Genomic DNA, 14,828 nt, shown 5'->3' on the forward strand with positions numbered 1-14,828 from the left:
GCGCCTTCCTTCAGGCGGCCCGTGCGGGGGTGGTGGCCGGCGCCTCGTCGCGCCCGGCCTGCTGCAGCAGCCGCTGCTGGCGCTTGGTGCCGCCTGAGACTCGGTGCAGGCTGTACGAACCGGCCTTGCGTGCCTCGGCGGCCAGGTGCTTGACGATGCCCTTGCAGACGACTTCCTTGAGCTTCGCGCCAGGGCGACCGTCGATGTGGAACCACAACGCGACGTCGTACCGGTGGGCGAACTGGAAGATGCCTGCGCGACGGCCCAGGCTGATGCACTGGCCCGCGAACACCTGGTTGAGGGGCGAGGGTTGCTCACCCGCGATCCGGCTGAGCACCGTGTCGGCGGCCCGCGCGCCCAGAGGGATCGCGGCCTGGCAGCTCATCCGCAACGGCAGGTCCGACGGCGCCGCCGAGTCCCCGGCCGCGACGATGCGTTCGTCGTCCACGCTCGTCAGCGTCTCGTCCGTGAGCAGGCGTCCCAGGGCGTCCGTGCTCAGCCCGCTGCGCCCGGCCAGGTCCGGCACGGCGAAGCCGGCGGTCCAGATGGTCACCTGGCTCGGCAGTTCGCGGCCGTCACCGAGCCGCACGGCATCGCGGGTCACCGCCGTCACCTTCGCGTCGGCCGCGCCGGCCGCGTCGGAGCCGTCGAGCACGGTCACCCCCAGCGCCGCCAGCCGCCCGGCCACCGAGCGTCGGCCCCGCGGATGCAGGTACGGGCCGAGTACTTCGCCGCAGACCAGGGTCACGTTGCGGCCGGTCTCCGCCAGCTCGGCGGCGGTCTCGATGCCGGTCGGACCGGCTCCGACCACCGTCACCGCGGCTGTCGCGGGAGCGGCGTCGACGATCGGCCGCAGCCGCTGCGCCTCCTCCAGGGTGGCGATCGGGTGGGCGAACTCGGCCGCTCCGGGCACGCGCGGGTCGGCGCTGCCGCTGCCCACCGCGTAGATCAGGTAGTCGTAGTCGAGCGCGCCGCCCGCCTCCAGCGTCACGCGGCGCCCTGCCGCGTCGATCCGTGTCACGGTGCCGACCACCAGCCGGACGTCCTCGGCCAGGACGTCTCGATAGTCGACGACCGCATCGTCGGACCCGCCCACCAGCTGGTGCAGGCGGACCCGATGGACGAAGTTCGGGCGCGGGTTGATGAGTGTCACTGTCACGTCGTCACGCTGCGTCAGGCGATTGGCGGCCATGACGCCGGCGTATCCCCCGCCGATCACGACGACATCGACATCAACATCTGTGTTCTTCGTGTTCTTCGCCATGGTGTCTCCCGTCTCCGTTTCCAGGGGTTCGGCCTCAAGACACCGCGTGATCGATCGCTGTGACAGCTTGTGAGGCAGATCACTGCACGGGTGTGGACCCGGCCATGGAACCGCCCTGTTCTGCGGTGGTTGATGCCTCCGTCGACACCTCCGCCCATACCGTCTTGCCCACGGGATGACGGGGTGTCGAGCCCCAGCGCTCAGCCAGGACGTCCACCAGAAGCAGGCCGCGGCCCGACTCGCCGTCGGGGTACGACGAGGGTGGGGCGGCGGGTGGTCGCTTCGCGGCGGCTGCGTCGGCGACCTCGATCCGGATCAGGTCCGACGCCTCGTCGAGGGCGAGCCGGAGACCGAAGTCACGTCCCGGAACGCGGCCGTGCTGCACGGCGTTCGCGGTGAGTTCCGCGACGACGAGGGCGACCGTGCACGACACGTCCGACGCCGGTGGGTAACCCCACTCCTCCATGCGCCGCACGGCCAAGCGCCGGGCGTGCCGCGCGCCTCGCGGCGAGGAAGCGAACTGCGCGGTGAGCGGCGGGGGTTCGGTCGCTTCACCGTCAGTGGCTTCGCCGTCGAGCAGGACGGCTTCCGCCACGGGCGCTTCGGCGACGCTCCTTCGCGGTTCTTCGTCCGAGGTGGTCGTTCCTGTCAGCACAGCGTTTCCGTTCTTCTTGCCTGTCGAGCCCTGAGTCGTCCCGCGATGTAGTCGAGTCATCACGTTCCGCACTCAAGATTCGTCCCGCAGCCCTACGCTCGGAAGGTGACGCAGCCTTACCTTTTGGTTCGTAAGGGACGGAAGTGACGCCTTGGGCAACGGAATTGATCCCAGTACGTCGATGGCGGCGCTGTTCGGCGCACGCGTACGCAGGCTCCGTACGGCCGCGGGACTGACCCAGGCCGAACTCGGCGCGAAGACACACGTGGTGAGCACCCGGATCACGCAGATCGAGCGTGTCTCCGGGGCGAAGCCGACGCTGGAGCTGGCGCGTGCGCTGGACGCCGCCCTGGGTGCGGACAACCTGCTGGTCGAGCTGTGGCCGTACGTGTACCGCGAGGCGTTCCCGGACTGGTCGCGGAAGTTCATGGAGTACTCGGGGCGGGCGGTGGGCATCCGCGAGTACGCGGCGCATGTGGTGCCCGGCTTGTTGCAGACCAAGGCGTACGCACGAGCAGTTCTGAGCGTCGGCCGAACGCTCGGCAGCAAGGAGCAGTTGGAAGAGCGGGTCACCGTTCGTATGGGACGGCAGGATCGCCTCGGTGCGCCAGATCGGCCGGAACTGTGGGTCGTTCTCGACGAGGCGGTGCTCCGGCGTCCGGTCGGCGGCCAGGTGGTGATGCGTGAGCAGCTGGAGCGGCTGCTTGAGGCGGCAGCGGAGCCTCATGTCACCGTGCAGGTACTGCCGTTCGACCAGGGCGAGCATGACGTCATGGGCGGCTCGCTCACCGTTCTGACGATGCCGGACGGCTCGGAAGTCGCCTACACAGAAGGCGCGCACTACGGCCAACTCATCGAGGATCCGGAGGAGGTCAGGAGCTTCGCGCTGACCTACGATCGGCTGCGGGCGGCAGCCCTGCCCCCGCTCATGTCGCTCGACATGATCCGATCCGTGATGGAGGACAACCACCGTGGAGCGAACGTCCCGTCCCGATCTGAACGGCGCCGCCTGGCGCAAGAGCAGCTACAGCAATCAGGAGGGCGGCAACTGCGTGGAGGTGGCCGACGGGTTCCCCGGCGTCGTGCCCGTCCGTGACAGCAAGGTCCCGCACGGTCCCGCTCTGTTCTTCGAGGCCCGCTCCTGGGCAGAGTTCATAGGTGAGTTGAAGGCCGGTCAGCACCGCGTCTGAGTCGGCCAGGTCCCGGCCGCGTTCCGTCTTACGGGCCCGCCGGTTCCTCGTCCGCAAGGGCCCGGCGGGCCACTGACCTCCCCAAAGAACCGGGGGAAAGAACTACCCGCCCACCCACCCTCCCCGGCCGAGAAGCCCCCGTCACCCGTCCGGGTGACCGGCTTGCAGGCGAGGGATACGGACGGTTACGTTCGCCGCGACAACCCGTAAACAGATACGGCCCCCGGCCGGGACTGGCATCCCGAACGAGGGCCTGACCGATCAGGAAGAAGCACCTTCCCGATGGCTGACTCGCAGTCTAACGCGCGCCTGCGCGCCGACGCCGGGACTCCGACCTCCGGCGTGATCCACGTACGTACCCGGCTCACCGCCGACTTCACGGTGATCTCCAACGCCCTCGCGCAGCGACGCGGCAGCGCCGTCACGGTCGGTGTCGCGGCGTACATCTCCTCGCTGCCCGACGGCTCCTCCGTGAGCATCGCCGCCCTGTGCGAGCACTTCAGCGAGGGGGAGATCCTGATCTCGCGAGCGCTCAGGGAGCTCGAAGCGGCCGGATACCTGGAGCGCCGCCGCGAGCGGACACCCACCGGGCAGGTCCGTACCCGGACGTACTTCTACGACGTACCCGACGGCGGCCCGGACCTGGACGGGCCTCCGCCTCCGAAGCCGCCGGGGCCTCCCCGTCCACGGAGGCGGCAAGTAGCCGAGGAAGCCGCGCCCCCGGCGGCAGTCACCACTGGAGCGATGTCCACTCCCGCTCGGGAACAGACGGAGAAACCGGCGGTGGCCCGCCCGGCGCTCTCCGACGCCGACCCGCAGGCAGTCGCCGTTCTGACCTCACTCCGCCGGATCGATCCCCGCCTCGTTCTCTCCGAGCAGGAGGCCGTGCGGCTGGCGCCGGCCGTCACCCAGTGGCTCGCGGCCGGTGTCGCACCCTCCCAGATCACCGCACTGCTCACCGCACGGCTCCCCGACCACTTCCTGACCCGCCCGGCGGGCATCCTCGCCTTCCGCCTCCGGGAGACGCCCCTGCCCGCGCCGCCTCCGCGCCCGCTCACCGAGGATGCGTCCCGCCCCTTCGTGCTGCCCTTTCAAACCTGCGACGGCTGTGAGCGGGCCTTCCGCGCTCCGGAACCCGGGCGCTGTCGTGAATGTCGAGCGGGGGGCCGTCTCCGTGCGGCCGGCTGAGCCGATGGGCGAGTGTGCGGTGAGGCCTCGGGTGGGAGGCTTGGTGTGCGACGATGCGCAACCCAGCACCGGCAACGGCATCACGAGGAGGTGGGGCATGGTCGACAGGTTCAAGGACGGACTTCTGACTCCGACGGAAACAGCCTCCTATCTGGAGATTCCGCAGTCGACTCTCATCTCGTGGCTGAAGGGCAAGGCCGCCGGAGCACCACTGGTCCACCAAGTCGAGCCCGTACGGAAGGGGCAGCCCTCAGTACCCTTCATCGCGGTGGCCGAGGCGCACGTCCTCCGTTCCCTGCGGTCCCTGGGGCTCCGCATGAGCGAGATCAGGGAAGCCGCTGCCGCCGTACGGGACGCCTTCGACACCCCCTACGGCCTCGTGTCGAAGCGGATCGCGACGGACGGCGTGGACATCTTCGTCGAACACGGCCTCGGGGATCTGCGCAGGGCCCGAGACGGTCAGGCCCCCATCCAGGAAGTCGTCTCCGACTATCTTCGCTACCTGACCTGGGCGCCTGACGACGACTTCCCCTCCAGCCTGCGGCTGAGGCAGTACCCGGAATCCGTTCCCGTCGTGATCGATCCGAGGTTCGGTCACGGTCGTCCCATGGTGGCCGCCAATCGCGTCGCGGTCAACGCGATCACTGACCTGTGGGAGGCCGGGGAGAGCATCGAGGAAATCGCGTACGACTTCGACATGACACCTGAGCAGGTCGACGCGCTGTGCCGTGCAGTGGTGCGCCTTGCCGCCTGAGTTCTTCCTCGACCGGAATCTCGGTCGTCGCGTAGCCGAGGGACTGAGAGCCTGCGGGTGGTCGAACGCGAAGCGGTGCTGTTCTACCTCGACAACCAGCAGTTGCGCAGCGCCGAGATGGTCGAACGGCTCGCCGCTCGCCGTGACGCGATCCACCGAGCCGTTGAGAAGGGCGGTCCAGCGGCCTACGCCGTGCGACATGACCGTATCGAGCGCACATGGCCCTGACGGGCGGGCACGGGGGCGAGGCCGCGCAGGTGCCCGGGTTGGGCGAGGACGGTACCGTCACGGTTCCAGGTGGTGGCGGACCGAGTCGCGGACGACGATGTGGGTGTGTCCCCTGCCGAGCCGTTCGCTCCTCATGCGGTGGCCCTCGCCGCGCTCCATCGTGCCGTCGACCTCCAGCCCGGGGTCGTGCGGGACGCGATGCGCCGCCAGGGCCGCGCGGTAGCCGGCGACACGGCTGTCGGGTGTGGTGTAACCGGTACGGCGCCCCAGGAACAGGATGCGCCGGTGGCCCGCCGAGAGCAGGTGGCTGGTGATGGCGTGGGCGCCTGCGGTGTTGTCGTACTCGACGACTGTGGCCGGGACGTCGGGGCCCAACGGAGGGCGTCCGCACAGCACCAGCCGGGAGCCGGCCGCCGCGAGGGCGCGGGCGTAGCTCGCCATGCGCTCGCGGTAGGCGTCGTCGGCGACGATGTTCCCGACGAGGATCACGGTCTCGGCCTGCTCCTGGCGCATCAGCCGGATGGTGTCCAACTCCCGCTCGGGGTCACCGCCCGTCGTGCCGACGATGCACAGCCTGCCCTCGCGCGCCGCCTCCTCCTGCACTCCCTGCGCGACATGGGCGTAGTGCGGCGAGATCACGGAGTTGACCACGATGGCCACGCTTTTGGGCCGCACGCCGGCGAGCCCTCTGGCGTGGGCGTTCGCCACGTAGTCGAGTTCGCGTACGGCGCGCATGACCTTTGCGCGGGTGGCGGCGGCGCTGGGGTAGGTGCCGGAGAGGATCCGGGACACGGTGGCGACCGAGACGCCGGCGTGTTGGACCACGTCGCGGATCGTCGCCAGGCGGGGCCGCCCGTCGTCGGGCGCGGTCCGGCGAGGCATTGGGCCTCCTGCGTCCCCACCTGTATGTAAACGTTTCCGCTCGATGGTCACGTATACGGCCAGATGCGTCAACAGGAGGCTTCGACAGCCTTGACGCGTACCTGGCACGGTGCTTCCATCGCAGGTGTGTAAACGGTTTAACTCTTCGGGGTTTCCGGCCTGGGTCGAGGGCGGGAGCCGGTCCAACCCCACCCCCGCGCACCGCAATCGCAAGGAGGAGAACTTGTCATGCTCATGAAAAGCTGGCCCGCCCACCGCGTGGCCGTCACCATCCCGGCGGTTCTGGCCGTCTGCGCCACGCTGGCCGTCGGCCCCGCGAGCCCAGCCTCGCCCAACCCGACTCCGACCACCGCCACCACCACCGCCGATACGGCGGTTCAGGCCGCCCGCGTCATGGAGAACCTCGGGCGCGGGGTCGTGGCGGTGCGCTCCAGCAGCACCCAGGTCCTGGTGTCCTGGCGGCTGCTGGGGCTCGACCCGGAGGGCATCGGCTTCAACGTGTACCGGTCCACCGGTGGCGGCGCGTACGTCAAGCTCAACGCCGCTGTCCTGACGGGCGGCACCAACTACGCCGACCCCACCGCCGACCTGACGAGGTCCAACAGCTACCGGGTGGCCCCGGTCGTGGGCGGGCAGGAGCAGGCGCCCAGCGAGGCCTTCACGTTGACGGCCAACCACGCCACGGAGCCCGTGGTCCGCGTGCCGTTACGCTCCGGCGGTCCGGTGAAGTTCGTCTGGGTCGGCGACCTCGACGGCGACGGCGCGTACGACTACGTGGTGGACCGGCAGACCTCGCCCCAGTCTCTTGAGGCCTACAGCGGCGACGGCGACTTCCTCTGGGAGGTCGACATGGGGCCGAACAGTCAGAACCAGGACAACATCGAGCCGGGGTCGTCCGCAATCGACCTGGGCCACTGGGACGGTGTCACGGTCTACGACTTCGACAGCGACGGCCGCGCGGAGGTCGCCGTACGGATCGCCGACGGCGTCACCTTCGGCGACGGCACGACCTGGACGCACGAGGACGACTCGCGGCAGTGGATGGCCGTCCTGGACGGCCGGACCGGAGCCCTCCGCAACTGGTCGGCCGTGCCGACGACTTACCTGGGTGACGGTCCGATGGGCGCGCGCCTCGGCGTGGCGTACCTCAACGGGACCACGCCGAGCCTGGTCGCCTACATGAAGAACCGGCGCGACGACGGCTCCTTCAACCTGATGATGGCCGCCTGGAAGTACGACGGCGATTCGCTGGACCGCCAGTGGACATGGCAGCGCGGCAGCCAGAACGCGCCCGACGGGCACAACACCCGCGCCATCGACGTCAACGGTGACGGGAAGGACGAGGTCGCCGAGATCGGGTTCGTGCTGAACGGCGACGGGTCCCTGCGCTACTCGATGGGGCCCAAGGGCATCAACCACGGCGACCGTTTCCACATCGCGGACATGGACCCCAGTCGTCCCGGCCTGGAGGGCTACGGCGTCCAGCAGGACAACCCGAGCGGTCTGCTGGAGTACTACTACGACGCCTCGAACGGCACCGTCATCTGGGAGCACAAGGGTGACGGCCCCGCCGACGTCGGACGCGGCATGGCCGGAGACGTCGACCCGCGCTTCCCCGGCATGGAGGTCTGGTCCTTCTCGGGCCTGTACAACGCGCCCTCCAACAAGCTCGCCGAGCCGAACGCGTCGCTGCGCCCCTGGCCGCAGCTGGGCCTGTGGTGGGACGGCGACCTCACCATGGAGCTGCTCAACGACGGCAAGATCGAGAAGTGGGACCCTGCACGCCCGACGCCGAGCGGCAGCCTGCCCCGGCTGGTCAGCACCTGGAACTACGGCGCGGTCAACGCCTCCCAGGGCGTGCAGCCCACCTTCGTCGGTGACATCCTCGGCGACTGGCGCGAGGAAGCCGTGTACACCAACGCGTCCTACGACGAGTTGATCATCTTCACCACGAACCAGCCGACGAACACCCGGCTCTACACGCCGGCGCACAACCCCGCCTACCGGAACGCCATGACGTTCAAGGGCTACATGCAGTCCCACCACCCCGACTACTTCCTCGGAGCGGGCATGGCCCAGCCACCTCGGCCCAACATCGCCTACGCTGCGGGCGGTTCCTGAATCCTGACAGGTCGTGTCTGTCATCCCTCGAAGCGGTAGCCCATGCCGGACTCGGTGATCAGATAGCGCGGGTGGGAGGGGTCCGTCTCCAGTTTGCGGCGCAGCTGGGCCATGTAGACCCGCAGGTAGTTGGTCTTGGTGCTCTGCGAGGCGCCCCAGACCTCCCGGAGGAGATCCTTCTGTGTGACGAGCCGGCCGGGGCTGGTGACCAGGATCTCCAGCAGGTGCCACTCGGTGGGGGTCAGCCGCACGTCCCGCCCGCCCCGGACGACCTTCTTGGCGAGCAGGTCGACGGTGAAGTCGTCCGTCTCCACCAGGGTCGTTTCGGGGGCGAGCGGGCTGCCCTCGGCGCGGCGGACGGCGGCCCGCAGCCGAGCCAGCAACTCGTCCATGCTGAACGGCTTGGTGATGTAGTCGTCGGCGCCCGCGTCGAGCGCCTCGACCTTCTCGTAGGACGCCTGGCGGGCCGAGAGGACGAGGATCGGTACACGGGTCCAGCCGCGGAGCGCCCTGATGACGTCGACGCCGTCCATGTCGGGCAGGCCGAGGTCGAGCATCACCACGTCGGGATGACGCGCGGCCGCCAGTCTGAGAGCCGTGGCCCCGTCGGGGGCGGCGTCCACGCCGTACCGGCGGGCCTCCATGTTGATCACGAGAGCCCGTACGAGATGCGGGTCGTCCTCCACCACCAGCACCTGGGTCATCGGTGTGCCTTTCCGTCGTGTAAGGCCGTCACTTGCTCCAAGGCCGTCACCTCGTCGCCGACCGCCACCTCGTCGTCCCCGGCCGTCAGTTCGTCGTCGCCGCCGGCCGTCACTTCGTCGCCGCGAGGTCCTTGAGCGCGATGTTGAGTTCCAGGACGTTCACCCGCGGTTCGCCGATGAAGCCGAGCGTGCGGCCGTCGGTGTGCTCGTCCACCAGTTTCTGCACCTGCGCGAGCGGCAGGTTGTTCTTCTCGGCGACCCGGTGGACCTGGAGGTCCGCGTAGGCCGGGGAGATGTTCGGGTCCAGTCCGGAAGCGGAGGAGGTGACGGCGTCGGCGGGGACGTCGGACGGCTTGACCACGTGACCGGGCACCGAGTTGTCCTTGATGACCGCGGCCTGGGCGTCCTTCACCTGCTGGACAAGGTCCTTGCTGTCGGCGGCGAGGTTGGTCGCGCCGGAGACGATGAGCTTGTACTGGGTGTTGACGCTGTTGTGGCCCAGCCCGTTCTGCGGGCGGCCCTGGAACCACTTCAGGTCCGGTTCCGGGGTCTGCTGCCCCTTCTTCAGCGGCAGGTTGTACGCCTGCCCGATCAGGGACGAGCCGACGACCTTCCCGTCCGCCTTGATCTCGGAACCGTTCGCCCTGCCGGGGAACAGCCCCTGGGCGATACCGGTGACGACCAGCGGATAGATGACACCGGTCACCAGGGTCAGCACGAGCAGGGCGCGCAGGCCCGCTCCGAGCAACCGGGCGGTGTTGGTGACGGAGTTGTTCATGTCGTTCACCTGATCCCGGGGATGAGGGAGATGAGCATGTCGATGATCTTGATGCCGATGAACGGGGCGATCAGCCCGCCGAGGCCGTAGATCGTGAGGTTGCGCCGCAGCATCCGGTCCGCGCTCATCGGCCGGTACTGCACACCCCTCAAGGACAGCGGCACCAGCGCGATGATGATCAGCGCGTTGAAGACGACGGCCGACAGGATCGCGGAGTCGGGTGAGGACAGGCCCATGATGTTGAGCTTGTCCAGGCCCGGGTAGACCGCCGCGAACAGCGCCGGGATGATCGCGAAGTACTTCGCGACGTCGTTGGCGATGGAGAACGTCGTGAGCGCGCCCCGGGTGATGAGCAGTTGCTTGCCGATCTCGACGATCTCGATCAGCTTCGTCGGGTTGGAGTCCAGGTCCACCATGTTCCCGGCCTCCTTGGCGGCCGACGTACCGGTGTTCATCGCCACGCCGACGTCCGCCTGCGCCAGGGCGGGGGCGTCGTTCGTACCGTCACCGGTCATCGCGACCAGCTTGCCGCCCGCCTGCTCGCGCTTGATCAGCGCCATCTTGTCCTCGGGCGTGGCCTCTGCCAGGAAGTCGTCGACTCCGGCCTCGTCCGCGATCGCCTTCGCGGTCAGCGGATTGTCACCCGTGATCATGACGGTCTTGATGCCCATGCGGCGCAGTTCGACGAACCGCTCCCGCATGCCGTCCTTGACGACGTCCTTGAGGTGGATCACTCCGAGGACGCGGGCGCCCCGCTCGTCGTCCACCGCGACCAGCAGCGGTGTGCCGCCCGCCTCGGAGATCCGGGCCGCGATCGTGTCGGCGTCCTCGGGGAGGGTGCCGCCCTGTTCCTGGACCCAGGTGATGACCGAACCGGCCGCGCCCTTGCGGATCTTCCTGCCGTCGACGTCCACGCCCGACATCCGGGTCTGGGCGGTGAACGCGATCCACTCGGCGCCGGCCAGCTCGCCCTGGTGGCGTTCGCGCAGCCCGTACTTCTCCTTCGCCAGAACGACGACCGAGCGGCCCTCGGGGGTCTCGTCGGCCAGCGAGGAGAGCTGGGCGGCGTCGGCGACCTCGGCCTCGGTGGTCCCGCTCACCGGCACGAACTCGGCGGCCTGCCGGTTGCCCAGGGTGATGGTGCCGGTCTTGTCCAGCAACAGCGTCGAGACGTCACCGGCGGCCTCGACCGCCCGGCCGGACATCGCCAGCACGTTGCGCTGCACCAGCCGGTCCATGCCCGCGATACCGATGGCCGACAACAGCGCGCCGATCGTGGTGGGGATCAGACAGACCAGCAGCGCCACCAGCACGACCATCGTCAGGTGCGTGCCCGCGTAGGCGGCGAACGGCGGCAGCGTCGCCACCGCCAGCAGGAACACGATGGTCAGCGAGGCGAGCAGGATGTTCAGCGCGATCTCGTTCGGCGTCTTCTGCCGGGCCGCGCCCTCGACCAGGCTGATCATCCGGTCGATGAAGGTCTCGCCCGGCTTGGTCGTGATCCTGATGACGATCCGGTCGGACAGCACCTTCGTCCCGCCGGTGACGGCGCTGCGGTCGCCGCCCGACTCCCGGATGACCGGCGCCGACTCACCGGTGATCGCCGACTCGTCCACGGACGCGACGCCCTCGACGACATCGCCGTCGCCGGGGATGACGTCGCCCGCCTCGCACACCACCAGATCGCCGATCCGCAGCTCCGTGCCCGGGACCTGTTCCTCGGAGCCGTCCGCGAGCAGCCGGCGTGCGACCGTGTCGGTCTTGGCCTTGCGCAGCGTGTCGGCCTGCGCCTTGCCGCGGCCCTCGGCGACCGCCTCCGCCAGGTTGGCGAAGACCACGGTCAGCCAGAGCCAGGCGCTGATGGTCCAGCCGAACCAGTTGCCGGGATCCGTGAAGGAGAAGACGGTGGTCAGGAACGAGCCGATCCACACCACGAACATCACGGGCGACTTGACCATCACCCGCGGATCGAGCTTGCGGAAGGCGTCCGGCAGGGACTTGACGAGTTGTCCGGGGTCGAACAGGCCCGCGCCGACACGGCCTTCGGCGGCCTTGTGCCCGGTGGGTACGTCGCTGTGCGGCGCCCGGGTCGGAGTGGCTGTGGACATCGAGGCCTCTTGGTTCTTCACGTCTCGTTTTATTACGTCTTGGTTCGTTGCGTCTTGGTCCGTTGCACCTTGATTCGTTGCGTCTTGGTTCGTTGCGCCTTGGTTCGTTACGTCGGTGTTCATGACGCCAGCCCCTCGGCGAGCGGTCCGAGCGCGAGGGCCGGGAAGTAGGTCAGACCGGTGATGATCAGGATGGCGCCCACGAGCAGGCTCGCGAACAGCGGCTTCTCGGTGCGCAGGGTGCCCGCGGTGACCGGGACCGGCTTCTGCTCGGCGAGTGAACCCGCGAGCGCCAGCACGAAGATCATCGGCAGGAACCGGCCCAGCAGCATCGCGAGCCCGGTCATCGTGTTGAACCAGTCGGTGTTCGCGTTCAGGCCCGCGAACGCCGAGCCGTTGTTGTTCGAGGCGGACGTGAAGGCGTACAGCACCTCGGAGAACCCGTGCGCGCCGGAGTTCAGCATCGATTGCGGTGGTGTGGGCAGGGCCATGGAGACCGAGGCGAAGATCAGGACCAGCGCCGGGGTGATGAGGATGTAGCACGCCGCCAGCTTGATCTCGCGGGTGCCGATCTTCTTGCCCAGGTACTCGGGCGTACGGCCGACCATCAGCCCCGCGATGAACACCGCGATGACCGCCATGATCAGCATGCCGTACAGGCCCGAGCCGACACCGCCGGGCGCGATCTCGCCCAGCATCATGCCCAGCATCGCGATGCCGCCGCCGAGGCCCGTGAACGACGAGTGGAAGGAGTCCACCGCACCCGTCGAGGTCAGCGTGGTCGACACCGCGAAGATCGACGAGGCACCGACGCCGAACCGCACCTCCTTGCCCTCCATCGCACCGCCCGCGATCTGCAACGCCGGGCCGTGGTGGGAGAACTCGGTCCACATCATCAGGGTGACGAAGCCGACCCAGATGCTCGCCATGGCCGCCAGGATCGCGTAGCCCTGCTTCACGCTGCCGACCATCACGCCGAACGTGCGGGTCAGCGAGAACGGGATCACCAGTAGCAGGAAGATCTCGAACAGGTTGGTGAACGGAGTGGGGTTCTCGAAGGGGTGGGCACTGTTGGCGTTGAAGTAGCCGCCGCCGTTGGTGCCCAGTTCCTTGATGGCCTCCTGCGAGGCGACCGCACCGCCGTTCCACTGCTGCGAGGCCCCCATGAACTGGCCGACCTCGTGGATGCCGGAGAAGTTCTGGATCACTCCGCAGGCCACCAGCACGACGGCGGCGATCGCCGCGCCCGGCAGCAGGATGCGGGTGACACCGCGCACCAGGTCCGACCAGAAGTTGCCCAGCTCACCGGTGCGCGAGCGCGCGAACCCGCGCACCAGCGCCACCGCGACCGCGATACCGACGGCCGCGGAGACGAAGTTCTGCACGGCCAGACCGGCGGTCTGCACGACGTGGCCCATGGCCTGCTCGCCGGAGTACGACTGCCAGTTGGTGTTCGTCACGAAGGACGCCGCGGTGTTGAACGCCTGCGCCGGCTCGATCGAGGAGAACCCGAGCGAACCGGGCAGCACGCCCTGGAGCCGTTGCAGCAGGTAGAGGAAGAGGACGCCCACGGCCGAGAAGGCGAGCACGCCGCGCAGGTACGCGGGCCAGCGCATCTCGGTGTTCGGATGGGCGCCGATGGCCCTGTAGATCCATCGCTCGACGCGCCAGTGCTTGTCGGAGGAGTAGACCTTGGCCATGTAGGTGCCGAGGGGAACGTAGGCGAGCGCCAGCGCCACCATGAGGGCGAGCAACTGGAGCACACCGGCGAGTACGGGACCCATGTGCGCTCTCAGAACCTCTCCGGGAAGATCAGGGCGAGGACGAGATAGCCCAGCAGGGCGACGGCCACGACCAGGCCGACGATGTTCTCGACGGTCACAGCTTCGTCACCCCCTTGGCGACGAAGGCCACCAGCGCGAACACCGCGAGAGTGGTGACAACGAAGGCCACGTCGGCCATCGTGAGCTCCTGGAGGGGATTCGGAGAGCATCCGTGTGAGAACCGGACGCCTGACGGATCGGACGTTTCGAGGAAACCCCGAACGCCGGCCGAATCCGAGCACCGTTGACGGGCCTCTTACGTCCGCGCCCACCCCTTTGACGGACCTCTTACGGCTTTGACGGACCTCTTACGGCGCCTGTGACCACGGCGACGCCGGTCAGCGCGCTGAAGGGGGTCTCGGACCGCGATGGCGAACTGCTGGAGGAGGCGTTCGGCGTCAAGACGGTCACCGACCTGGCCCAGCTGAAGTACGCCCGCTGGGCACAGGCCCTGGCCGCCCTCCACGTGGCCAAGTAGCCGCCTGGTACCACCGTGGTGCCGTGGCCCCGCGCGGGCACACGGCACCACATGCGCCTTCTCCCAGTCGTGACCTGTCAGTCGTGCGGGGCCTGTCCGCTCACCCGGTGGTCCGCGTGACTGAGCGCTTCGAGGACCAGGCGCCGCAGGTGACCGTCACTGAGGCGGTAGTGGATGTGCCGGCCCTCGCGGCGGGTGTCGACGAGTCCTGCGAGCCGCAGCTTCGCCAAATGCTGACTGACCGCCGTGCGCGACGCCTGGCACCGCTCGGCGAGAGAACCGACATCCGACTCGCCCTGCGCGAGCAGCCACAGCAGATGCAGCCGGGTGGCGTCCGAGAGCATCGCGAACACCCCCGTCGCCTCGGCGAGCCGCGCGCTGTCCGGAGCACGCAGATGCGCACTGGCCGCAGGTGATATCGCGTCGCGCTCAGGCATGAGGTCAGCCTAGAGCCATCGGGGGCGGTGGCGGGGCAGGCCGTATCGGCACCACAGGAGCCCTGACGCCACACCGTCCCGCATCACGCGGCATCGCGCGGCATGCCCCCACACAACACGGCATCGCGACCGTCACAGCCAGCCATCATGTGCGCAGGTGCGCACATGATGGCTACACTCGTGGGGTGTCGACCGGCCCGACCGGTCCGACCGAACCG

General features: G+C 68.9%; 16 protein-coding genes. 7 read left to right on the plus strand and 9 right to left on the minus strand.

The window, feature by feature from the left end:
* Positions 1-10: 10 nt before the first annotated feature.
* Positions 11-1,264: an NAD(P)/FAD-dependent oxidoreductase gene (locus IE262_RS27120; RefSeq protein WP_189877349.1), complete on the minus strand. Its 1,254-nt coding sequence runs from the start codon at positions 1,262-1,264 to the stop codon at positions 11-13.
* 79 nt (positions 1,265-1,343) lie between these two features.
* Positions 1,344-1,919, minus strand: a complete 576-nt coding sequence (locus IE262_RS27125) for an ATP-binding protein (protein WP_189877351.1) — start codon at positions 1,917-1,919, stop codon at positions 1,344-1,346.
* Positions 1,920-2,100: 181 nt separating this feature from the next.
* On the opposite strand from IE262_RS27125, the gene IE262_RS27130 reads away from it, so the two are divergent.
* The 5 genes from IE262_RS27130 (at position 2,101) to IE262_RS27145 (ending at position 5,279) form a co-directional block, all read left to right on the plus strand.
* Positions 2,101-3,015, plus strand: a complete 915-nt coding sequence (locus tag IE262_RS27130; RefSeq protein WP_189877450.1) for a helix-turn-helix domain-containing protein — start codon at positions 2,101-2,103, stop codon at positions 3,013-3,015.
* Positions 2,978-3,109, plus strand: a complete 132-nt coding sequence (locus IE262_RS39705; RefSeq protein ID WP_229877525.1) for a DUF397 domain-containing protein — start codon at positions 2,978-2,980, stop codon at positions 3,107-3,109. The genes IE262_RS27130 and IE262_RS39705 overlap by 38 nt, the downstream gene beginning before the upstream one ends.
* A 282-nt stretch (positions 3,110-3,391) precedes the next feature.
* The gene (locus tag IE262_RS27135) at positions 3,392-4,297 is read left to right on the plus strand and encodes a hypothetical protein (protein WP_189877353.1); all 906 of its coding nucleotides are present in this window, start codon (positions 3,392-3,394) and stop codon (positions 4,295-4,297) included.
* Positions 4,298-4,394: 97 nt separating this feature from the next.
* Positions 4,395-5,051 carry a DUF433 domain-containing protein gene (locus tag IE262_RS27140; protein ID WP_189877355.1) on the plus strand — a complete coding sequence of 219 codons (657 nt, stop codon included), beginning with the start codon at positions 4,395-4,397 and terminating at the stop codon, positions 5,049-5,051.
* Positions 5,052-5,108: 57 nt separating this feature from the next.
* Positions 5,109-5,279 (plus strand): hypothetical protein, encoded by a 171-nt coding sequence (locus tag IE262_RS27145; RefSeq protein WP_229877511.1) that lies wholly within the window; start codon positions 5,109-5,111, stop codon positions 5,277-5,279.
* 57 nt (positions 5,280-5,336) lie between these two features.
* On the opposite strand, the gene IE262_RS27150 is transcribed toward IE262_RS27145, so the two are convergent.
* A complete protein-coding gene (locus IE262_RS27150) occupies positions 5,337-6,161 on the minus strand; it encodes a LacI family DNA-binding transcriptional regulator (protein ID WP_308432795.1) in 825 nt (274 codons plus the stop codon).
* 228 nt (positions 6,162-6,389) lie between these two features.
* Here IE262_RS27150 and IE262_RS27155 point away from each other — a divergent pair, with 228 nt between their 5' ends.
* Positions 6,390-8,282, plus strand: coding sequence for a rhamnogalacturonan lyase family protein (locus IE262_RS27155; RefSeq protein ID WP_229877512.1), 1,893 nt, complete (start codon positions 6,390-6,392; stop codon positions 8,280-8,282).
* A gap of 20 nt (positions 8,283-8,302) precedes the next feature.
* On the opposite strand, the gene IE262_RS27160 is transcribed toward IE262_RS27155, so the two are convergent.
* From IE262_RS27160 to kdpF, 5 genes are all read right to left on the minus strand, one after another.
* Positions 8,303-8,986, minus strand: coding sequence for a response regulator (locus IE262_RS27160; protein WP_189877357.1), 684 nt, complete (start codon positions 8,984-8,986; stop codon positions 8,303-8,305).
* Positions 8,987-9,095: 109 nt separating this feature from the next.
* Positions 9,096-9,764, minus strand: coding sequence for a potassium-transporting ATPase subunit C (locus tag IE262_RS27165; protein WP_134034661.1), 669 nt, complete (start codon positions 9,762-9,764; stop codon positions 9,096-9,098).
* Positions 9,765-9,769: 5 nt separating this feature from the next.
* Positions 9,770-11,872 (minus strand): potassium-transporting ATPase subunit KdpB, encoded by a 2,103-nt coding sequence (kdpB, locus tag IE262_RS27170; RefSeq protein WP_189877359.1) that lies wholly within the window; start codon positions 11,870-11,872, stop codon positions 9,770-9,772.
* A 119-nt stretch (positions 11,873-11,991) separates the two neighbouring features.
* Positions 11,992-13,656: a potassium-transporting ATPase subunit KdpA gene (gene kdpA, locus IE262_RS27175; RefSeq protein WP_189877361.1), complete on the minus strand. Its 1,665-nt coding sequence runs from the start codon at positions 13,654-13,656 to the stop codon at positions 11,992-11,994.
* 8 nt (positions 13,657-13,664) lie between these two features.
* On the minus strand, positions 13,665-13,754 hold the full coding sequence (kdpF, locus tag IE262_RS27180; RefSeq protein WP_067057375.1) for a K(+)-transporting ATPase subunit F: 90 nt from the start codon (positions 13,752-13,754) through the stop codon (positions 13,665-13,667).
* 260 nt (positions 13,755-14,014) lie between these two features.
* On the opposite strand from kdpF, the gene IE262_RS27185 reads away from it, so the two are divergent.
* Entirely contained in the window at positions 14,015-14,173 is a 159-nt protein-coding gene (locus IE262_RS27185) for a hypothetical protein (RefSeq protein ID WP_189877472.1), read from the plus strand.
* A gap of 77 nt (positions 14,174-14,250) precedes the next feature.
* Here IE262_RS27185 and IE262_RS27190 read toward each other — a convergent pair whose 3' ends face one another.
* Positions 14,251-14,610: an ArsR/SmtB family transcription factor gene (locus IE262_RS27190; protein WP_134034649.1), complete on the minus strand. Its 360-nt coding sequence runs from the start codon at positions 14,608-14,610 to the stop codon at positions 14,251-14,253.
* Positions 14,611-14,828 lie beyond the last annotated feature (218 nt).

Source organism: Streptomyces bluensis (genome assembly GCF_014650715.1).
In the GTDB taxonomy this organism is placed as follows: Bacteria; Actinomycetota; Actinomycetes; order Streptomycetales; family Streptomycetaceae; genus Streptomyces; species Streptomyces bluensis.